General features: G+C 65.5%; 23 protein-coding genes. 11 read left to right on the top strand and 12 right to left on the bottom strand.

The features are described 5' to 3' along the window. Window positions 1-9 precede the first annotated feature (9 nt). Window positions 10-663: a flagellar hook assembly protein FlgD gene (locus ASE13_RS16585; RefSeq protein ID WP_056618615.1), complete on the top strand. Its 654-nt coding sequence runs from the start codon at window positions 10-12 to the stop codon at window positions 661-663. A 334-nt stretch (window positions 664-997) separates the two neighbouring features. On the opposite strand, the gene ASE13_RS16580 is transcribed toward ASE13_RS16585, so the two are convergent. The 7 genes from ASE13_RS16580 to ASE13_RS16550 form a co-directional block, all read right to left on the bottom strand. Then, window positions 998-1,345, bottom strand: a complete 348-nt coding sequence (locus ASE13_RS16580) for a hypothetical protein (RefSeq protein ID WP_056618613.1) — start codon at window positions 1,343-1,345, stop codon at window positions 998-1,000. Window positions 1,346-1,470: 125 nt separating this feature from the next. After that, complete coding sequence (locus ASE13_RS16575) at window positions 1,471-1,872, bottom strand: hypothetical protein (protein ID WP_029935686.1); 402 nt, start codon at window positions 1,870-1,872, stop codon at window positions 1,471-1,473. Window positions 1,873-2,041: 169 nt separating this feature from the next. Next, a complete protein-coding gene (locus ASE13_RS16570) occupies window positions 2,042-2,899 on the bottom strand; it encodes a flagellin (protein ID WP_056618610.1) in 858 nt (285 codons plus the stop codon). Between the two features lie 273 nt (window positions 2,900-3,172). Next, on the bottom strand, window positions 3,173-3,925 hold the full coding sequence (flgH, locus tag ASE13_RS16565; protein ID WP_056618607.1) for a flagellar basal body L-ring protein FlgH: 753 nt from the start codon (window positions 3,923-3,925) through the stop codon (window positions 3,173-3,175). 18 nt (window positions 3,926-3,943) lie between these two features. Further along, a complete protein-coding gene (gene flgA, locus ASE13_RS16560; RefSeq protein ID WP_321164354.1) occupies window positions 3,944-4,366 on the bottom strand; it encodes a flagellar basal body P-ring formation chaperone FlgA in 423 nt (140 codons plus the stop codon). Window positions 4,367-4,371: 5 nt separating this feature from the next. After that, entirely contained in the window at window positions 4,372-5,154 is a 783-nt protein-coding gene (gene flgG / locus ASE13_RS16555; protein ID WP_056618601.1) for a flagellar basal-body rod protein FlgG, read from the bottom strand. Between the two features lie 24 nt (window positions 5,155-5,178). Next, entirely contained in the window at window positions 5,179-5,919 is a 741-nt protein-coding gene (locus ASE13_RS16550) for a flagellar hook-basal body complex protein (protein ID WP_056618598.1), read from the bottom strand. Between the two features lie 117 nt (window positions 5,920-6,036). On the opposite strand from ASE13_RS16550, the gene fliL reads away from it, so the two are divergent. The 4 genes from fliL to ASE13_RS16530 are packed head-to-tail and all read left to right on the top strand — an operon-like array spanning window position 6,037 to window position 8,559. Continuing rightward, window positions 6,037-6,591, top strand: a complete 555-nt coding sequence (gene fliL / locus ASE13_RS16545) for a flagellar basal body-associated protein FliL (RefSeq protein ID WP_156404949.1) — start codon at window positions 6,037-6,039, stop codon at window positions 6,589-6,591. Then, the gene (fliM, locus tag ASE13_RS16540; RefSeq protein ID WP_056618595.1) at window positions 6,588-7,610 is read left to right on the top strand and encodes a flagellar motor switch protein FliM; all 1,023 of its coding nucleotides are present in this window, start codon (window positions 6,588-6,590) and stop codon (window positions 7,608-7,610) included. Before fliL ends, fliM begins: the two co-directional genes overlap by 4 nt. After that, window positions 7,607-7,999: a DUF6468 domain-containing protein gene (locus ASE13_RS16535; RefSeq protein ID WP_056618592.1), complete on the top strand. Its 393-nt coding sequence runs from the start codon at window positions 7,607-7,609 to the stop codon at window positions 7,997-7,999. Before fliM ends, ASE13_RS16535 begins: the two co-directional genes overlap by 4 nt. A gap of 23 nt (window positions 8,000-8,022) precedes the next feature. After that, a complete protein-coding gene (locus ASE13_RS16530) occupies window positions 8,023-8,559 on the top strand; it encodes a MotE family protein (protein WP_235537018.1) in 537 nt (178 codons plus the stop codon). Between the two features lie 166 nt (window positions 8,560-8,725). Here the strand turns inward: ASE13_RS16530 and ASE13_RS16525 are convergent, their stop codons facing one another. Continuing rightward, on the bottom strand, window positions 8,726-10,264 hold the full coding sequence (locus tag ASE13_RS16525; protein ID WP_082596987.1) for a glycosyl hydrolase family 28-related protein: 1,539 nt from the start codon (window positions 10,262-10,264) through the stop codon (window positions 8,726-8,728). Between the two features lie 456 nt (window positions 10,265-10,720). Beyond that, window positions 10,721-11,134, bottom strand: a complete 414-nt coding sequence (locus ASE13_RS16520; RefSeq protein ID WP_235537017.1) for a hypothetical protein — start codon at window positions 11,132-11,134, stop codon at window positions 10,721-10,723. A 78-nt stretch (window positions 11,135-11,212) separates the two neighbouring features. Here ASE13_RS16520 and ASE13_RS16515 point away from each other — a divergent pair, with 78 nt between their 5' ends. Together ASE13_RS16515 and ASE13_RS16510 are read left to right on the top strand one after the other, a co-directional pair. Next, window positions 11,213-11,482 carry a hypothetical protein gene (locus ASE13_RS16515; RefSeq protein WP_156404948.1) on the top strand — a complete coding sequence of 90 codons (270 nt, stop codon included), beginning with the start codon at window positions 11,213-11,215 and terminating at the stop codon, window positions 11,480-11,482. Further along, window positions 11,482-13,254: a hypothetical protein gene (locus tag ASE13_RS16510; protein ID WP_056618581.1), complete on the top strand. Its 1,773-nt coding sequence runs from the start codon at window positions 11,482-11,484 to the stop codon at window positions 13,252-13,254. The genes ASE13_RS16515 and ASE13_RS16510 overlap by 1 nt, the downstream gene beginning before the upstream one ends. Before the next feature lie 82 nt (window positions 13,255-13,336). On the opposite strand, the gene ASE13_RS16505 is transcribed toward ASE13_RS16510, so the two are convergent. The 3 genes from ASE13_RS16505 to ASE13_RS16495 are packed head-to-tail and all read right to left on the bottom strand — an operon-like array spanning window position 13,337 to window position 17,682. Continuing rightward, complete coding sequence (locus ASE13_RS16505) at window positions 13,337-14,245, bottom strand: flagellin (protein ID WP_056618578.1); 909 nt, start codon at window positions 14,243-14,245, stop codon at window positions 13,337-13,339. Window positions 14,246-14,256: 11 nt separating this feature from the next. Continuing rightward, window positions 14,257-16,353: a flagellar hook-associated protein FlgK gene (locus ASE13_RS16500; protein WP_056618575.1), complete on the bottom strand. Its 2,097-nt coding sequence runs from the start codon at window positions 16,351-16,353 to the stop codon at window positions 14,257-14,259. A 27-nt stretch (window positions 16,354-16,380) separates the two neighbouring features. Continuing rightward, window positions 16,381-17,682 carry a flagellar hook protein FlgE gene (locus tag ASE13_RS16495; RefSeq protein ID WP_082596946.1) on the bottom strand — a complete coding sequence of 434 codons (1,302 nt, stop codon included), beginning with the start codon at window positions 17,680-17,682 and terminating at the stop codon, window positions 16,381-16,383. Window positions 17,683-17,894: 212 nt separating this feature from the next. On the opposite strand from ASE13_RS16495, the gene ASE13_RS16490 reads away from it, so the two are divergent. From ASE13_RS16490 to ASE13_RS16475, 4 genes are all read left to right on the top strand, one after another. Continuing rightward, entirely contained in the window at window positions 17,895-18,167 is a 273-nt protein-coding gene (locus tag ASE13_RS16490) for a PadR family transcriptional regulator (protein ID WP_056618572.1), read from the top strand. After that, window positions 18,164-18,808: a hypothetical protein gene (locus tag ASE13_RS16485; protein WP_056618569.1), complete on the top strand. Its 645-nt coding sequence runs from the start codon at window positions 18,164-18,166 to the stop codon at window positions 18,806-18,808. Before ASE13_RS16490 ends, ASE13_RS16485 begins: the two co-directional genes overlap by 4 nt. 151 nt (window positions 18,809-18,959) lie before the next feature. Then, a complete protein-coding gene (locus tag ASE13_RS16480) occupies window positions 18,960-19,484 on the top strand; it encodes a hypothetical protein (protein ID WP_235537016.1) in 525 nt (174 codons plus the stop codon). Between the two features lie 237 nt (window positions 19,485-19,721). After that, window positions 19,722-20,114 (top strand): flagellar biosynthesis repressor FlbT, encoded by a 393-nt coding sequence (locus ASE13_RS16475; RefSeq protein WP_056618566.1) that lies wholly within the window; start codon window positions 19,722-19,724, stop codon window positions 20,112-20,114. Window positions 20,115-20,124 lie beyond the last annotated feature (10 nt).

Genomic DNA, 20,124 nt, shown 5'->3' with positions numbered 1-20,124 from the left:
GGACCAGCCATGACCACCGTCAACACCACGAGCAGCACAACGACCACCGGCAACCCCGCTTCGTCCAAGCTCAATGCCGATTTCACGATGTTCCTGAAGCTGCTGACTACGCAGATGCAGAACCAGGATCCGCTCGATCCGATGGATACGGCGCAATACACGCAGCAGCTCGTCCAATATTCGCAGGTCGAGCAGTCGATGGCGCAGACCGCGACGCTCAAGTCGATCCTGTCGAGCCTCGGCACGCAGAATCTGACGCAAGCCTCGTCGATGATCGGCCACGTGGTCGAGACCAATTCGGGCACCGCGGGCCTCACCGCGGAGACGCCGGCGCAGTGGATGTGGTCGGCGCCGCGCGACGTCGGCACGATGACCGCGACCATTACCGATTCGAAGGGCAAGGTGGTCGATACGCGCACCGTCGAAGGCGGCGCCGCGGCGGGCAGCATGACCTGGGACGGCACGACCAGCGCGGGCAAGAAGCTCGGCGGTGGCGACTACACGCTAGCGCTCGCAGGCAAGGATTCGTCGGGCAACGACGTCACGATCGTCTCGCATTCGGTCGGAACCGTGACCGATGTCGCGCTCGAGAACGGCGCCATCCAGGTCACCGTCAACGGCCACAAGAGCGACTCGGCCAATCTGGTCCGCATCGGCACCTAACCCCCGCATTTCGACCAGCCATCAGGCGCCGGAGCGGGAAACCCTCGCTTCCGGCGCCTTGTTGCATGCGCCGCGGAGTTCGCATCTCCGTAATATCACTTAACGGTATTTTTCAGATACTTGTGACCGACCCACGAGCTTCGTCCCGTCTATAATGAAAGCAGAGAGACGAGCGGGCCGTTCCGATCCCCTCTGCGGTGTGCTCGTCTCTTCTCCCTTTGAGGATCGCAATCCCCCGCGATCCAGAACGACAAAAGCCAGGCTGGTGGAAACCAGCCTGGCTTTTGCGTTGAGCCCCCGCTCGGAAAGGTTTGGTCGATGCGTGCCGTGCGTCTCAGCCGTTGACGGCGGGCATCAGCGCGAGTGGCCGTGCATCGACCGGCAATTGGATCACCGCGCCGGGCACCATCGCCACGGGCGCGGTACGGACGCTGAAATCGTCGAGCGCGCAGCCGGCGATCGCGTCCGGCGCAGTCAGCATCGCGATGCAATCGGCAATCGACGCATCCTCGCGCGGCCCGAACGTGTCGAGCACGTCCGAAAGCGTCATGCCGGGGGCCTGCAGCGCCTTCTCGGCCGCCGCGGTCCACAATGCGCGCACATCCTCCACGTTCAGCGTCAGCGTCACCGTGAAGCTCTGTCCGGTATCCGCAGGAACATGGCTGACATCGCGAAGATTCATGTGTGAAAGCCCTTTTCATTTTGCCCGAGCGGTCGGATGCCCAATGCATCAGCTTTGCGCTCAGCCCCAGTCCGGGGATGCCCCGATACGTAAAGTTACCGGTAGCAATGACCCGGGTATGACTTTTAGTGCACGCGCGCTTCGGCGCGACGCGCGAGTTCGCGCGCATGTGCCGCAACGAGACAGAGTTCGGCGTAGAGACGGTCCCAGAACGGTGCCGGGATCTCGAGCTTGCTTTCGCCTTCCTGGCTCAGCTCCAGCGCCGCCCGGGGCTCCAGCCCCAGCTCGAAGCGTGTGCCGAAGGTGCCGTCGACATGCTCGTCGGGAAGCCCATGCGGCACGGCGAGGCGCGCCGACATGATATAGCCCGCCAATATGTCGGTTCCGTAGCCGTCGAGCAGGATCCGCGGCCGATCCTTCATGTCGGGGCGCTCGAGCACGACCAGCGCGCCCGAAGGATGCTCCTCCACGCTCACGCGCAGCTTGCCGCCGAATGCGTCGGTGATTTCTCGAATACGTGGGAACAAGCGACTATCTCCTTGCCATCATTATAGATGGGCCAACCATTCGGACGGCGGAGATAGGTGGATTTCATTGCGCGGCGCGCATGGGCCGCACACGCAAAAAAGAGGCCGGGACGTTGCCGTCCCGGCCTCTCTCTGTCGTCAGGTAAGCTTCCAGGGAAAAAGCTTGACCTTAACGGAACAGCGACGTGATGGTCTGCGGCGCCTGGTTGGCGATCGACAGAGCCTGCACACCGAGCTGCTGCTTGACCTGCAGAGCCTGCAGACGGGCCGATTCCTTGGCGAGATCGGCGTCGACGAGATTGCCGATGCCTGCCTCGATGGTGTCGGACAGCTTGCTGGTGAAGGTCGACTGAGCGTCGATCTTGCGCGATGCCGCGCCGAGCGTGCTCAGGCTGGTCTTCAGGTTGTCCTGCGTCGTCGCGAGCGTGTCGATCATCGCCTGGGCCGAAGCCTGGCTGCTGATGTCGCCACTGGCGCTCACGGTGACAACGCTACCGCCAAGGTCGAGACCCTGGTTGGCAACGCTGAGCGAGTCCGGATCCCAGGTCGTTGCCGTGCTGGTGTCCGAATCCTTCAGCGACTGCAGCGCAGTCACGGTGCCGCCCGAGGCCTTCAACAGGTTGGTGCCGTTGAAGTCCGACGAGTTGACGATCGTGGTGATCTGATCGCGCAGAGCCACGAAGTCGTTGTTCAGCGCCGTGCGGGTAGCCGAATCGATGCCGGCGTCAGCAGACTGATAGGCCTTCGCCTTCATCTGGTTGACGACGTCAGAGATCTGCTCCGCGCCTGCCACCGCGACGTCCGTCACGCTCTTGGCACGGCTCAGCGACGAGGAAACGGCCTTGAGGCCGCCCATGTCGCCGCGCAGGCCCTGAGCGATCGTGTACGAAGCCGAGTCATCCTTGGTCGACGACACGTTCAGGCCGGTGTTGATGCGGCTCTGAACCTGCGACATGCCCTTGTTGGTCTCGGTGAGGCTCTGGAGAGCCGCCATCGCGCCGGTGTTGGTGTTGACAGAGAAACCCATGATGTTTTCCTTCTTGGACTAGGGCCGCTTCTGCGGCCCGGGTCGGAAGCGCCGACCCGCGACCTGGCGCCTTCGCGCCCTGCAAGTTCATCATGGGAAAATTTATAGGATGACCAAAATTATCCTGCGAATTTAAATGGTTAGCGATAGGTTAACAATCGCCCCACCCCGCTAAGCCATTGACGCGGCAACGAGAAAGGCCGGAGCGCGGGTGGAAAAATTTCCACGCGCGCTCCGGCCCTGCCCGCGTCCCAGGGGCGTTTTCGCGGGGGTTTAGAACGGAAACAATGCGTCGTAGATCTGCTGACCCCAGCGCGCCTGCTGTGCGTCGGTGAGCTGACCCTTGCCGCCATAGATCACGCGCGCTTCGGCGATCTGCGAGTGCTGGATCGAATTGTCGCGCGCAATGTCCTCGGGACGGATGATGCCGGTGACGATCAGCTCGCGCATCTCGAAATTGACGCGCACTTCCTGCTTGCCGCGGATCATCAGATTGCCGTTGGGCAGCACCTGGGTGACGATCGCCGCCATCGTCATGTTGATGGTCTCGGAGCGCGCGGTGGTGCCGCCGCCGCTATATTTCGAGCCCGAATTCGTCTCCAGCGCCGCCGCGGCGTTGTTGCCGAGCAGCTTGGCGACCGGCGCGATGCCGAGCAGGCCGCCGAGGCCGCCATTCTCGGATCCGCCGCGCGTCCGGGAGGTGTTGTTGCCGAGATCGGCCTTGTCCTGGATGTTGATCTTGATCGTCAGGATGTCGCCCATCTTGCCCGCGCGCTGATCGCGGAAGAACGCGCCCGCGCCGGTGCGGAACAGCGATGCGCTGGGCGCCGCTGCGGGCTGCTGCATCGCCACGGTGGTCGGACGACCGCGATCCGAAGGCATCGACAGCGACGCTTCGACTTCGGGCGTCGACACGGGATCGATCCCCGAAAGCTTGGGTGCCTTGCCGATCTGCTGGAGCCGGCCGACCGCACCGCACCCCGACAATGTGGCGCCGAGCGCCACGAGAAGAATGACCTTGCGCATGTTGATTCCCTCTATCGATTACGGTGCGGCGATCCGGACGGTGCCGGAGCCTTCGATCGTTCCATCGAGCGTGCGGTTGGTAGCGTTGGTCACCACCCGCACCATTTCGCCCTGCCCGCCGCCGTTCAGCGCGCGGCCTGAGGCGGTGATCACCAGCGCGCCGCTGACGATGCGGATCGTCACCGGTTCGCCGCGCCGCACGAGCTGCGGCTTCATCAGGTCGGAGCGGCGGACGATATTGCCGGCAGTCAGGTTGCGCGCAGCTTCCATGCCCGACGCATCGTCGGCCGAAAGCGCCCCACGCGCCGCGGCCGGCGCCCGCGCTTCGCTCTCGAAGTCGCCACGGTCGAGCCGCGTGCCCTTCTCGATCGGGTGGGCGAGGACCGCGACCTGCACATCCTCGACCGGACCGGCGCCGAGCAGCGCCAGTGCGAGCAGCATGCCCATCAGCGCAGCTGGCTGGTCGTCGCCAGCATCTCGTCGGCGGTCTTCACCACGCGGCTGTTCATCTCATAGGCACGCTGCGCAGTGATCAGCGCAGTGATTTCGGCGACCGCATTGACGTTCGAGCTTTCGATGAAGCCCTGGCTCAGCGTGCCGAGGCCCGGCTCGCCCGGAGCCGCCACGGTCGGCTGGCCCGAAGCCGAAGTCTCGAGAAACAGGTTTTCGCCCTTAGCTTCCAGGCCCGCATCGTTCATGAAGGTGGCGAGCTCGAGCTGGCCGACGGTCTGCGGCTGCGGATCGCCCGCCACGATCACCTGGACCTCGCCGGTCTTGGAGATCGTCACGTCGACCGCGGCCTGCGGGATCGTGATGCCGGGCTGCACCGGATAACCGTCCTGCGTCACCAGTTCGCCCTGGTCGGAGATGCCGAACGAGCCGTCGCGGGTATAGGCGGTGTCGCCCGAGGGCAGAGTGATCTGGAAATAGCCGCGCCCGGTGATCGCCACGTCGTAGCGGTTCTCGGTCTGCTGCAGCGCGCCCTGCTGCTGGATGCGATAGACGCCGCCGGTCTTCACGCCGGCGCCGATCTGGATGCCCGAGGGCGATTTGGTCTCGGGGCCGGTCGCGGTGCCGGGGCGCTCGATCTGCTCGTAGAGCAGGTCCTGGAACTCCGCGCGCTGACGCTTGAATCCCGTGGTGTTCATGTTGGCGATGTTGTTCGAGATGACGTCGACATTGGTCTGCTGTGCCAGCATGCCGGTCGAAGCGATGGAGAGCGAACGCATTATTGTGCCTTTCTAAAAGGGGTGTCAGCCGACGCGGCCGAGCCGGTCGATCGCCTTCTTGCGAAGGTCGGACATGCTTTCGTTGAGGTTGGTGGCTGTCTGGTAGGCGCGCAGGATCTCGACCATGTCGGTGGTCTCGACGATCGCATTGACGTTCGATCCCTCGACGCCGCCCGACTTGAGCTTCGTTTCGGCGGCGGTGAGCTCGCGCCCGCTATTGCCGTTGAACATCCCGTCGCCCCGCGGATCCATCTTCGCCTCGTCGAACACCGTCACGGTGATCCGGCCGAGCGGACCGTCGGGGCCCATCACGCTGCCGTCTGGGGCGATGCTCAGGCGTCCGGCGGTTTCGGGCGGAACCGTGATCGGCTTGCCGCCTTCGCCCAGGATCTTCTGGCCGCCGGCGGTCGCCAGCTCGCCGCTCTCGAGCACCTTCACATAGCCCGCGCGCGTATAAGCGGTGCCGCCGCCCGGCGCCTCGACGCTCAGATAGCCCGGACCGTCGATGAAGACGTCGAGCGGATTGTCGGTCAGCTGGAAGCCGCCCGAGGAGGCATCGTGCACCGCGCCGTAATCGAGCACGTACGACGTCTTCTTCGCGTCGGGCGTGACCGTGGTCTCGCCCTGCTCGACATATTCGCGGAACACCGGCTTTTCGCGCTTGAAGCCCACCGTGTTCATGTTGGCGAGATTGTTCGCCGCCACGTCGAGCCGGCGCCGCAGCGCCTGTTCCTGGCTCAGCAATACATAAGACGAGATGTCCACCGGACGGTCCCTTCAGAAAATTGTCGCTAGGCAGAAATTGCCGGGTGACCATCCTATAATAGAGGCAAATCAGCCGGCGTGGTTGCCGGAGCGCTGATTTCGAAAGGTGCCAGGGAAATGTCGTCACCCGAGATCGTCGAGGAAGGTGCAGAGGGCCCAGCGCCCGCGGCGCCGAAGTCGAAGAAGAAGAAGCTCATCATCATAGGCGCGGCCGCCGGCGTGCTGCTGCTCGGCGGCGGCGGCGGTGCGGCGATGATGCTTTCGGGCGGGTCGGCCAAGGCCGAGACCTCGGCCGAGGGCGGCCATGGCGAGGTCTCGAACGAGGCCGAAGGCGACGGCGGCGGTCACGGCGGCGAAGAAACCGCCAAGGAAGCCATTGTCGACGTGCCGGCGATGGTCGTGAACCTGCGCTCGCCCGACGGCGCCTCGCGCTTCCTCAAGCTCCATTTCATGATCGTACCGGGCGCCAAGGGCACGCCGGAAGGGATCAAGGAAAAGCTGCCGCTGATCCTCGACGCCTATCAGCCCTTCCTGCGCGAATTGCGTCCGGAGGACCTCGCCGGCTCGGCCGCGGTCTTCCGCATCAAGGAAGAGATGCTGGTCCGCGCCACCGACGTGGCCGGCGCGGGCGTGATCAAGGACATCCTCATTCAGGACCTGGTCCAGCAATGATCGATCTCGACGATTTCGACCTTCCCGAACCGCCCGTCGCAGCCATGGGCGGCGACGGCGATGTCCGCTTCGACCAGGCGGATATCGACGCGCTGTTCGGCGATCTCGGCGGTCCCGTCGAGAAGAAGAAGGGCCTTCGCGCGGTCATCGAATCCAAGGTCATCAGCCACGAGCGTCTGCCGATGCTCGAAGTGGTCTGCGATCGCATGGTCCGCTCCTTCGCCAGCTCGATGCGCAGCCTCACATCGGACGCGATCGACGTCAGTCTCGAGAACGTCACCTCGATCCGCTTCGGCGAGTTCATGAACCGCGTGATGCTCCCGGCGATGGTCGGGGTGTTCAAGGTCGAGGAATGGGAGAGCTTCGGCCTCGTCACGGTCGAATCGAGCCTGATCTATGCCGTGGTGGACGCATTGCTCGGCGGTCGCGGCGGCGGCGCGCCGACGCTCATCGACGGCCGCGCCTTCACGACGATCGAGACCGGCCTCGTCTCGCGCATGCTCGAATTCGCGCTCAAGGATTTCGCAACCGCGTTCGAGCCGATCGAGCCGATCAACATCAATCTCGAACGTATCGAGAGCAATCCGCGCTTCGCTGCGATCGCCGGCACGTCGAACATCTGCGCGATCGCCACCTTCCGCGTCGACATGCTCGGCCGCGGCGGTGAGTTCACGATCGTGTTCCCTTATGCGACGCTCGAACCCGTCCGCCACAAATTGCTCCAGCGCTTCATGGGCGAGAAGAGCGGCCGCGACAGCATCTGGGAGGCGCACATGGCCTCCGAGATCCGCAAGACCAATGTCAGCGTCAACGTCGTGCTCGGCGAGAAGGCCATGCCGATCGCCGAATTGAAGGCGCTCGAGGTCGGCCAGACCATCGCACTCCACAAGAGCCCCGACGACGCGCTCGACCTCGCCTGCGGCGGCGTCACGCTCGCCCAGGCCCAGATCGGCCAGCGCCGCGGCAAGGTCGCCGTGCGCCTGGTCAACGATGTTTCCAGCGGAAAGATGAAATCATGAACTTCGCGCTTCTCGCCAATGTGCTGACGATGATCTTCTGCATGGCCGTGCTCGTGCAGAGCGTGCGGATGATGCGCTCCCTGCGCACCGTGAAGGACGGCGCGCTCACCGAAGTCGTCACGGCGCTCGAAAAGGCGACCAGCGGCGCCCGTTCGGTGCTCTCGGAAATGAAGTCGACGCTCGGCACCGATTGCGCCCAGCATGCCCGCCTCGTCGAGCAGGCGCGCGACCTTCGCGACGAGCTTTCGGACATGATCGGCATCGCCGATGCCGCGTGCGAGCGCGTCGTGAATGCCGTCGGTCTCGCCAATGCGGTGCGTTCGACCGATGCCGTCGATGCAGCCGAGGGCGAAGACGCCGAAACCAAGCCCGAAGCCGAGCTCGCCTGATGGCCCGCCCGTCCCTCCTCCTGATGACAGCGGCCGCCTCGGCGCTCGCGGTCGTCGCCAACGCCTCGACGATCGCGTCGACGGCGACCCAGAGCAACGCACCCAAGACCCGGCTCGGCAGCTCGATCGAGCAGGACATGACCCAGCGCGATGCCGAGGCCGCGCGCCGCAAGCGCGGGCTGGATCTGCGCGAACAGGCGACCAAGGCGGCACAGGCGCGCCTCCAGGCCGATCTCGAAGCCCGCCAGAAGGAAACCGAGGTCGCGGCCGCACCCGGCGCGCCCGGCCCCGCCGAGCCGGCCGAAGCGCAGTTCGACGAGCTCGCCCGCATCTATCAGGCAATGAAGCCCAAGGCCGCCGCGGTGGTCTTCGAGCAGCTCGACATGGAAGTGCAGATGAAAGTCGCCCAGCGCATGCGCGAGCGCTCGACCGCACTCGTCATGGCCGCGATGACGCCCAAGGGCGCCGCCGCGCTGAGCATGGCGCTGGCCCGCAAATCCGCCCGCCTGGCCGCGGCCGCGCCGCCGCAGCAGATGGCGGCGAAGCGGCAGGGGAAGTGACTCCTTCCCCGAACGCAGATCGGGTACGGAAAACAGAATAGGCCGAAGAGCGATCTCCAGCCTATTCCGTGCCTGTTGTCTGTGATTCCCACGAGCGACAGACCCCGGAATCAGCCAAACCTTCAAAGAAGGCTCGGCACGGTTTCCGCCGTGCCGAGCCTCAATATTACACCGCCAGGGTGCTGTCATTTCCGTGTATCAGCGCGTCGTTCCGATTGCTGAAACGGGTTAGAGAGTATCCGCCGATCTCGATCACGGTCGTGCCGGTACTCGGCCCGAAATGATAGAAGCTGTTGGCTCCACCGGCAGAGCCCGCCTTGAAGATACACACCAGCGTGCGCCAGGAAGCGCTATCCAACGTCACTTGATCTGTATCGCCCGAGTTTCCGGTAAATTGCATTTTTATCGGCTGGCCCGCCTGGTGCCGATAAATGTATTTTGCCACGTACCAATTACCCGACATCAAGTTCGCTTGCGGGGTCGGCAGGAGCGTCTCGCCAACGTTGATCGAAAGCTCCTGGACATGGTGGGTCGGCGGAGATGACGGACCGGAGCCAGTGACGGTCATTCGAGTTGTCGAGCCCGAAAACTCGATCGGCGCGGAGGCGTCATTCTTCAATACCGTGTCAGCTCCGAAAGCGTGACTCAGCGCACTCAGCGGAATTCGGGGCCACCAGGCGCCACCGCCGGCTGCGGGCGGCAGCTTACCGGCGACCTGAAAACTCCGGCAAACCTCTTTCACCTCTCCCGAGTAGAGGTACGCGTCCTCGATGGTGACCGAGCAACTGGGATCGCGGTCGACGGCGCCTAGCCCACCTATGTCGCAGCGCGAGAGGAGGAGGTTCGAATTGTCCCGCAAGACGATCTGGCCAACCGGCGTGTCTTCGAAGATCGCACGCTCACAGGCTGCCAGCCGGGCAAAGGCCGGCTGATAACTCTGCCCTTCGATTACAACACTGGTGGCGGTGGCGTTGACCTCATTCCAACAGCGAACGAAGTTGAGCGCAGGGACCCGATCATTGTCTGCAAACCCGTCAGCGAACAAGACGAAGCCGGGATTGGCCTCGAAAATACAGTCCTCGATCGACCATTGCCCCGTACCGACAACGGGGCTGTGGACGTAAAGGCTGGCAAGTTTCGCCCCGTCGAAGTGCGAATGTTTTACGAAGAGGCAGCCACCGTGCATCAGACCCCGGCCAGGACTTTCCGGCTGTCCGACGACAAAGATATGATAGTTCGCAACGGAAAAATTGCAGTTTGTCAGCCAGAGAGCGATCTGGCCGTGGCGTCGATAGATGCAACGGTCCAGATGGTTGAACGCGACTCTCTCCACGTTCACGATACCGGAATATTCGTCATACGGAGCGTAAGGATCGCTCCCGTAGTCGAGTCCGATGCCGCTATTCGCCGAAGGATTGGACAATTCCAGATCGGCGATGGTGACTCCGTTCCAACTCCCTTCGCGGAAGACGGCGTTCAGAATCCCTTTTGCGGGATTTGCGGCATGTAGTTTGGAAGCGATCCTGCCCTCGCCACGAATATCGACTGATCGCGAATACATCGAGAGATTGCAGCGATAGCGCCCGGTGGGAAAGAGCAGCGTTCCACCTCCCCCCTGAACCGCTGCGTCATAGGCTGCCTGCACTGCCAGCGTGTCGTCGGCGACCCCGTCACCGACAGCTCCATAGTCCTTCACAGAGTACATAAAATCATCCTCCGTTCCGATCCCGCGGGCCACCGTAGCACCGCTCTGCGAATCGGAACAAAAGGCGAACTAAGCACTGAAATCCTATTTGTATCCCCAAAAAAAATAGCGGCGGAACGTCGTCATCCGGATCGAAAAGTGTGGATTGTGGAGCGAACGGCTCGGATTGGCCGCGTAACCGCCGGCGGAGACCAGCCCGCACCGAATTCGCTGGCAATGTAGGATTTGATCCGCTTTCGTTCCGCGCATGCGCGCCAGACATTTTCCTCGCCCAGCCCGCCGACGCGCCGTCTTGTCGCTTGACACGCAAATGCGAAAACGCGTCAAGCAACTGCTAACCGGTATGCGGCCAGATCGCACGAAAACGGCGGAAATCCGCCATTTTTCAAGCCAACCAAAAGGTTGGTTCCGAACCATATCGCCGCTTTTCGCCAACCTCATGGTTGGCAAGGACTGTCAACTATAGCTGGCGGCGATCTCGACGATCAGCACGCGCGAGACGCCGGGTTCGGCGGCTTTGAGCGCGGCGTTGAGATCGTGGTCGAGGCGCCCGGCATCGACCGCGCGCGCGCCCGAGGCGTTGAGCCGGGCGAATTCGAGCGCGGCGGCAACGGTCGCTTCGCGCAATCTGGGCATCGCGCCGGCCGCCTTGGCCAGCGCCTCGACACTGGCTGCCTCGATCACGAGCTTGAAGCGCATGTTTCCGGCGATGCGATCGGCCTCGATGATCGGCACGGTCACTTCTTCCATCGGCACGAGGTTGAGCCCGCCCGCAACGGTGCCGACACCACCGCCGGACGCCTGTGCCCCGCCGCCCGGAAAGGGCACCAGCGCCGTCGTCAGCGCGAGCGTGGCCACGGATCTACGCACGTCAAAACTCCTCGGTCGGACGGCCGGGTGCGCGCCCATGCCTCTATAATAGAATGAAATGAGTAAGAAGGTGCCGCAGTGAGCCACGATCAACGCCCGGGAAGGATGCGCGTCGTCCAGGATCCGGCCGAAGTCCAGCGCCGTCGTGGCGATGCGACGACGATCGAGGCTGATCCTGATTCCTTCGAAGTGGTCGGCGGCGCAGGCATCGGTGCCGCGGCGGCTGCCCCGGTCGACGTCGTGACCGCGAAGAGCGGGCTTCCACTGCTTCCGGCCGGACTGTTCCTGCTCGCCTGTGCGGCCGGCGGCGTGCTCGTCGCGGTCATCCGTCCGCTCGGGCTCGGCTGATGCGTACTGCGCTCATCGCCTTGCTCGCCGGCGCCACCACCGTCGCGCCGCATGCGGCCGGCACCGATGCCGCGCCCGCTGCCGCGTCGCGCCCGGGAACCGGCGCCGCACCCTCGATACTGCCGCCCTTCGCCGCCCAGCTCGCGCAGGTACCGATGATCACCGGCGCTTCGGGCTGGCACGGCGAGACCGGCGAAGCCGGCTGGGCATTGCTCGCCGCCTCGCGTCCCGAGAACCGTCAGCTTCGCCGCTGGACCTATGCGCTCGGCCTGATCGGCGAAGGCCACGGCGCCGAGGCGCTGGGCGTGCTCGACGTGATGCAGTCCGGCGACCGCGATCTCGGCCTCGTCGCTTCCTATCTCCTCGCCCGCGGCGTCGCGCTGACCTTGGTCGAGCGCGACGAGGATGCGATTTCCGCGCTCTCCGCCGAAGAGCTCTCCGCCAATCCCGAGGCCTGTGCCTGGCGGCTGCGCGCCTTCGCGCATGCCGGCGCCGCCGAGGATGCGATCCGCCAGGTCAATTGCGCGCTGCCCGCGATCAACGGCCGCAGCCCCGAGGCGCGTGCGCCCTTCGTGCTCGCCGCCGCCGGTGCCGCGATCGACGCCGGCCAGCCCAGGCCCGCGCTCGCCTGGCTCAAGCTGTTCGGTGACCGGAATCCCGAGGCCAATGTCCTGCGCGGCCGCGCGCTTGTCGCCACCGGTGATCCGCAAGGGGGTCGTTTCCGGCTCGAACGTGCCGCACGCAACGGCGGTGCCGCAGTCCGCGCCCAGGCAAAGCTGGGCATGATCGAGGCCGGGCTGGTCACGCACAGCCTGTCCCCCGCCGATGCGATGAAGCAGCTGGGAGACCTGCGCTTCGGCTGGCGCGGCGGCGCCGTCGAGCAGCGCGCGCTGGAGATCGAACTCCGCCTCGCCACCGAGGCGCACGACCTGCGCGGGCAGCTCCGCGCCGGCGCCGCGCTGATCCGTTATTTCAGGATCGGCAAGAAGGCTGCGCCGATGCTCGCCGAGCTTCAGGCCGCGCTCGCCGCAGCGCTGGCGCCGGACAGCAGCGTATCGCTGGCCGAAGCCGCCGGCCTCTATTGGGATTTCCGCGAGCTCGCCCCTGCGGGCGGCGAGGGCGATGCGCTCGTGTTTCGCCTCGCCGGCCGCCTGCAGGACGCGGGACTCTATGCCCGCGCCGCCGAATTGCTCCAATATCAGCTCACCCAGCGCGCACAGGACGTGGCGCAGGGCCCGCTCTCGGTGAAGGTCGCGACACTCCATATCCTCGCCGGCCGCCCCGACCGCGCCCTCGACGCGATCCGCACCACCGAGCAGGCCAGCTATTCGGACGCGATGCGGTACGACCGCAAGCGCGTCGAGGCTGTCGCGCTCCACCGTCTCGGCAGGACCGACGCGGCGATGGCCGCGCTTGATGACCTGCCCGACGCGCACGCGATCCGCGCCGAAATGCGCTGGCAGGCAAAGGACTGGGGCAACTTCGTCGGCGAGAATGCGCTCCCCGCGCCCAAGGGTCTGAGCGAACCCGCGCAGGCCGCGGTGCTCCGCCAGGCCGTCGCGCTGGCGATGCTCGGCCGCGAGGATCAGCTCGAGGCGCTCCGCGCGCGCTACGCCGCGGCGTTCAAGACCCTGCCCAGCGGCCAGGCGTTCGACGTGCTGACCCGGAAGGTCGGCAGCATCGATCCCGCCGCGATCGGCGCTGCGATGACCGCGATCCCGCAGGCGAGCCCTGCCGGCGCGATCGGCGACCTGCTCGACGCGGCTTCGTAGTTCCAGGGAGGGGAGCGTCAGAACGAAAAGGGGCCTGCTGCGCGTGCAGCAGACCCCCTTCCCTATTCGAAACCGCCGGCGATCAGCGGATATAGTTGACCAGGCTCAGATCGGAGAGCTGCGAGAACACCGAATAGCTCGCCTGCAACATCGTCTTCTGCTGCGCCAGGTCCATCGCGACCTGACCCAGATCCGCATCCTCGTTGGTTTCGATTACGCCCTGGAGCAGCAGCGAGCGCTCCTCGCCGCGCGTGGCGAGCGTCTCGACCTGGTTCTGCTTGCGGCCATTGTCGGCGTTGACCGCCCGCAGGCTATCGATCCCGGTGCCGAGCTCGCCCACTGCCTGCTTGAGCGCGTCGAACTGCGCGGCCGTCGGCTTGGAGCCGATCGTGCCCGCCTGCGCGAGCGTCCGGAACGCCGTGTACAGATCCTTGCCCACCGCGCTGGCGGTGATGCCATAGGTCACGTCGACTCCGTCGGCGACGCGTGCGCTCGCGCGGACGCCGTCGTCCTTGAAGGCATCGACCGCGTTTGTCGAAGCGACGTCGGCGAGCGTGTCGGGAGTAAAGGGGTGACCTTCGGTCTGCGATCCGGCGAACAGCGGCGCGCCGCCCTCGTTCCCGTTCAGCGAGGTGCGATACTGGCTGAACGCAGTCTCGATCGCTTCCTGCAGGCCGGCGGCGTCGCCGGTGCCGATCGCCTTGAGGATGTCGGTCTTGAGATCGCCGACGGCACTCTCGATACCCTCGAGATGGCCCTGATAGATCGAGAGCGTGGTGGCGACGCGCTTCGACACGGTCGACTGCGCATCCTGGCGTGCGAGCAGGCTGTGCGCCGAGAGGTTGCGTACCGTCTCGGTGCCGAGATCGGCGAAGTCCGCCGCCTTCTTGCCGGTGGAAAGACGCTGCTGAGTGACCGCCAACGCTTCCTGCGAACGCTGGATCGCGCTCGACATGGTGCGCTGGAGCGGAATGGTGGCTACGCGAGTCATTGGGTTTCCGATCAGACCATGTTGAGCAGGGTGTCGTACATTTCCGACGCAGTGGAGATCACGCGGGCGGCGGCGGAATAGCTGTTCTGCAGGATCACCATCTGCGCCAGTTCCTCGTCGATGTTGACGCCCGAGAAGCTGTCGCGCCGGTTGACCGCGTCGTCGCGACGCGCCGCGGCATCGAGCAGATTATCCTCCGCCTGGCTCGCCTCGAGCCCGGCACGGCCAAGCAACAGGCTCGAGAAGCGCTCGATCGTGGTCTTGCCGTCCTTGCCGAGGTCGAGCGCGCTGGCCAGCTTGTCCACGAACGCCGTGGCGCCGCGCGTGTCGCCCGCGCCGAGCGCCTTGGCGCCCACCACCGCATTTTCCTGGAAACGCGCGAGCGGCAGCTTGGTCGGGCTGGCGAGCACTTCGGGGCGCACCTGCGCGTCCTTGAGGCCACTCGACGCGCCGGTCAGGCCGAGAAGCGACGAGAATCCCTCCCCGGAACCGTAGCGATCGGTCGAGTCCGAGGGGATCGAGAGCGTCGCGCCCGAAAGCGAGCCGGTGGGCTCGAAGCGCATGCGCCCGCGATCGTCGAGGCTGAAGTCGCCGAAATCGCCGAGCGGGCTCGAATTGAGTTCGCTCACCAGATCGCCGACCGTGCCGCCGGCGGTCGGGCTGAGCGTATAGCTGGTCAGTGCCCGGCCGGTGGCGTCGCGCAACACGATCTGTGCGGTCTCGCCCGTGGCGAAGCCGTGCGCGTCGCCGGTGGTGAGACCGGAGGGGACCAGCGAACTCGAATCGCTGCGGACCACGTCGTTGAGCCCGAAATATTGCGAAACCCCCACGCCGGCGCGCGCGCTGGGGTTGGTTTCGTTCTGCGCGACGACGACACCGTTGCCGGCGCCGTTCGCCTTGATGCTGAGCTTGCCGTCGGTGAAGCTCGCCGTCGCAGATCCGCCCAGTCCCCCGTTGATCGCAGTGACCATGTCGTCGATCGTCGCACCGGCGGGCATCGCGCCGAAGTCGATGCTGGTCTTGGCGACCAGAGTTCCGTCGGCCTTGGTCACCGCGAAAGTCGCGGCGCCGGTGAAGCCCAGCCGATCGCTGCCGACGAGGCCGGTCTGGCGTCCGTCCAGGCTAACGGGCGGCGGCACGGTGCTGCCGGCGTTGGAGACGGCGTTGAGCGCCTCGGAGAGTCCCGAGAAGAGTACGCCCATCTGTTCGGAAAAAGCCGGCAGCGCGCGATCGCGCAGATCGAGCAGCCCGCCGAGCTTGCCGCCCACCGCAGCGGAATCGAGCTTCTCGCCCGTCGCTGCCCCCATCGCGCCACTGTCCTCGGCGAAGCGGATCTCGATCGTCGGATAAATAGGCTGCGCGGCGCCGAGCCCCGAATTGGGATAGGAAAGCTGGCGCAGCCTCTTGTCGAGCAGCGCCGCGCCGTTCGCAGTCTCGATCGAGACGCGACCGTCCGGCTGCTCGCGGACATTGACGGCGATCAGGCTGCTCAGCTCCTCGATCGCGCTCATCCGCTGATCGGCGGCACCGCCGACATTCTTGCCCAGCCCGGTCGCCGCGGCGACGGTAGCGTTGAGCTCGTGGATGCGCTTGAGCAGGCCGTTGATCTTGTCGACTGAATAGCCGACCTCGGACTCGACGTCGCCGCGCAGGCCATCGACATCGGTCTGGAGCTGCTGCATCGAATCGATCGCGTCCTGCACATCGGACGTGAACACCGCGACGGTTTGCGCCGAGGATTGCGAGCCGGTCATCGCCACCGCCGACGCGGTGACCGCGTCGAGCCGCGCCGGGAGGCCGGAGGTCGCGCCGGGCTCGCCCAACAGCGACTGCAGCCGGTCGAGATAGCCCGCGGTGACGTCCGCACGGCCATAATCGCCCGCGCGGCGATAGACATTGGCCTCGAGGAAGCGATCGGCGACGCGGCTAGGCTCGCCCACCACGACGCCGGCCACCTGGCCCGCGGCCACGCCGGTGGTGAGGTTGACGCGCTCGCGCGCATAGCCCGACACCCCGACATTGGCGATGTTGTTCGATACCGAGCGGAGTCCGGCCTGGGCTGCTGCCAGGCCGGAAACCGCGGATCCGAGGATGTGATTGAGCGACATCGCTTATGGTTCTCGGATATTGGAGGATCAGCGCTTCAGGTCGCTCACTTCGCGCAGCATGTCGTCGACCGTGGTGATGATCTTCGACGAAGCGCTATAGGCCCGCTGGAAGCGGATCATGTTGGTGAACTCGCCCGCCAGATCGACGGTCGAAGCCTCCAGCGAGTTGGAAGCGATCCCGCCCGCGCCGAGCTGGCCCGGAGCGTTGAGCGTCATGCCGCCCGAGGCGCGGCTGAGAGTGTAGGCGTTGCCCGAGAGGCGAGTGAGGCCATCCGGGTTCTGGAAGGTGGCTATCGGCAGCTGGAACACCTTACGCGTCGAGCCATCGGAGAAGATCGCGTTGACCACGCCCTCCTTGCTGATCTCGACCGAGGAGAGATTGCCGAGCATGCCACCGTCGACGTTCGACGAGATCAGCGAGCTCTCGGTGCCGAACTGGGTGATGCCGTCGATACCGTCGTCGCTGCCGAGCGCCAGCGTGATCGGAACCGAGCCGGCATTGTTGGTCCAGGTCACGCCGAGCGGATTGAACAAGGCCGCGGTCGAACCCGCGCGATCGAGGCTGCCGTCGCCGTTGAACTTGATCGTCCCGCTGGCGAGCACGCCGCCCGCGGCGGTGACGTCGCTGGCCGGGCTCGAATAGACTTCGCTCTGCCAGGTGTTCGCACCCGTCTTGATGAAGCCCATCGTCACGCGGTGCGATCCGCCCTGCGAATCCGACACGTCGAACGAGCGCGTGAACTGCGGGGTGACCGCGCCCGACGCCAGGTCACCGGCGGTATAGGCCCCCGCATAGTTCGGGGTGGTGGACTGCAGGTTCATGCGCGCCTGGATGCGCGTGGTCGGCGAAGCGGTGCCGATCAGGTCGCTCACACGCACCGGCTCGAGCGCTTCGACGCTACCGGTATTGGTGTAGTCGCCCGATGCGTCGAGGCGCCAGCCATAGAGGTAGAGGCCCGCGGGGTTGCGCAGATAGCCTTCCTCGTCGGGGCGGAACGCACCGGCGCGGGTATAAGCGACGTCGCCGGTCGAATCCGACGAGGCGCGAGTCACGAAGAAGCCGCCGCCGTCGATCGCGAGATCGGTGCTGCTGCCTGAGGCCTGGAGCAGGCCCTGCTTCGAAACCATCGAGATCGGCGCCGCGGCGACGCCGCCCGCCGAATAGTTGCTCTTGGCACGGCCGTCGGTGACCATGGTGCGGAACTGGGCTTCGACGCCCTTGTAGCCGACGGTGTTGATGTTGGTGATGTTGTCGGCGACGGTCGCCATTGCGCTCGCTTGCGCGCTGAGGCCGGACACGCCGGCATAGAGAGCGGAATAAAGGCTCAATGTATCACTCCTGACGACGCCCGCGGATCGATCGCGCAGGCCACAGGAGCATTCTAGGATGAAATCAGCGGGGCGGGCGCCGGGCGGGGGGAAAATGCGCGACCGACGCGAATGACCGCTATCGTTGCGCGGCGCGCCCGAATCCCCGTTGACTCTTAAATCTACATATGTTGCATTCAGTAATGGCTCGGAAACGGCAACCCTCGAAGCAGATGCGCGTCCTCCTCGATTCGCTGTCCGCGCAACGCCAGCAATGGCGGCATGGATATGATCTCATGAAGGAGACCGGCCTCTCGTCGGGAACGCTCTACCCGTTGCTGATGCGGATGACCGATCAGGGGCTCGTCGAAGCCGAGTGGCGCGAACCGGCGCAGCCCGGCCGACCTGCCCGCCACGCCTATCGCCTGACTGCGGCCGGCTTTGCACTCGCGCTGCAGATGCCAGGCGATCGTGAGAATCTTCCACTCAGAGGATCACTCGCATGACGGCGGCAGTGTCGCGCGCGGTGATGGCCTTGGCAGTATGCTGCCTGGGCGAGAGCCGCCGGGAATGGGCGCTTGCGATGCAAGTGGAGTTCGAGACCGCGGTGGCGGAAGGGAAGCCGCTGCTGTTCGCGATGGGCTGCCTGGCGGCGGCGTGGCGCGAGATGCTGACGCGGGAGGAAGGCCGCTTCGCCCTCACGAACTACGCGCTGGTGCTCGGCCTGATGATCCCGATGGCCGCCCTTCAGATTGGATGCGCGCTACTCGGGCTACCCTATCTTTATCCGGGCGGGAACGGGCTTTCCGGCGCACTGCTGGAAGGCGGCGCGCATGAACCCGTTCTGCGCAGCGTCTATCAGGCTGCCATTCCTTCGCTCGCGCTTCTTCAGCTATTGATCGGACTCGGGCATCTTCGCCTCGCCTGGGTGATGCTGGAGCGCGATTGGGCCGGCGTCACGCGTCTCGCAACGCTCACGCTGGCGGCCGCGGCGACGCTCGTCCTCTTCATGGGTGTGCTCTTTCTCAACGGCACCCAGGCGCTGCTGCAGGGCGCCGTGCTGGTCATCGAATTGGCCACCGTGTGGAAGGTAGCGCGGTGGCACGCCCACCTCTCGCCTGCGGCCGGGACGGAACACCCCGGATAGCGGTTCCGACTCTCTAATTTGCCGGAACTTCGGGAGCACCGTCCCGAAGATCGAGGCCGTGCGCTTGCCAGCGGTGCCGCGACGCGACGCGACGCGAAATATCGCCGGAAAATGATGGCCCCAGTCATTTCTCGAAACAAGGAGACGTCACATGCCGTACGCGCATTCCTTCAGAACATTGTTCCTGGCTGCCGCCGCTGCAGCCCTTGTCGCCGGCGGACCTGCGATTGCGCAGCCAGGCTCTCCGTCTCAGCCGGTGGCCGAGCAGTCGCCCTTCCTCGGTGAATGGCAGCTGGACCTGACGCGGATGCCCGACACCTATGGCCCGCCCCCGAAGCGGGTGACCTTCACCTTCAAAGACGTCGGAGCGGGCCAGTGGCGGACGGAGGTCGACATCACCGCGCCGGACGACAGCGTCAGGCACATGGCAGCCCAGTATCGGCGCGATGGCAAGGCGGTCCCAGGCGAAGGCGATACGAGTGAAGCCGACAGCGTCGCCGTGAACGCTCCGGTGCCCAATGTGCTCGTCATGAGCCTGTCCAAGAACAAGGTTCTTGGGTCCGTGCGCGTCTATGCCATTTCCGCCGATGGCAGGGAGATGACCGAATCCGCCACCAACGTCGACAACACAGGCGCGCCGTTCGTACGCAACTTCCACTTCAAACGCGTCCGCTAAGTGTGCCCCTCCCTCTTCCTTGGGAGAGGGAGAAAGCGGCAGCTTTCGCTTTATCCTCCCCGGCACGGGGAGGATCAACGGCGGCCAACCGCCATTTCCCGCCATGCGCTATGGATAGGCCCCATGCCCTGACGGGCACCCGCATCGCCGCCCACTCGGCAAAAATTGCCGGGTGCGCCGCCCTGTCCGACGCACCCGTCCTATAATGGAGACAAACGCACACGAAAGGTTGTTCCCATGCTCCGCATCACGCTTCGCGACGGCGAGAAGGCGATCGTCAACGGCGCCGTGCTCCGCGCCGTCGGCCGCACCCAGATCGCAGTCGAGAACCAGGTGTCGATCCTGCGCGGCCGCGAAGTCATGCAGCCCGAAGAGGCCACCACCCCGGCACGCCAGCTCTATTTCGCGGCGATGCTCGCTTATATCGATCCGGCCAATCGCGCCCAGCACCAGGACAACGTCATCGGCCTGATCGGCGGCCTCGTCGCCTCTCTGCCTTCGCCGGAGGCGCGCGCCGCCTGCCTCGCCTTCGCGCACGACATGGCGACCGGCGATTACTACAAGGCCCTCACCGCCGCGCGCGAGCTGATCGGCTTCGAGGCCGTCGCCATTGAAGCCCAGGCCGCGTAAGGAACGCGAC

Source organism: Sphingomonas sp. Root241 (assembly GCF_001428865.1).
Taxonomy (GTDB): Bacteria; Pseudomonadota; Alphaproteobacteria; order Sphingomonadales; family Sphingomonadaceae; genus Sphingomonas.
The sequence above is the reverse complement of the archived record's forward strand: the minus strand, read 5'-3'. Positions and strand labels throughout refer to the sequence as shown.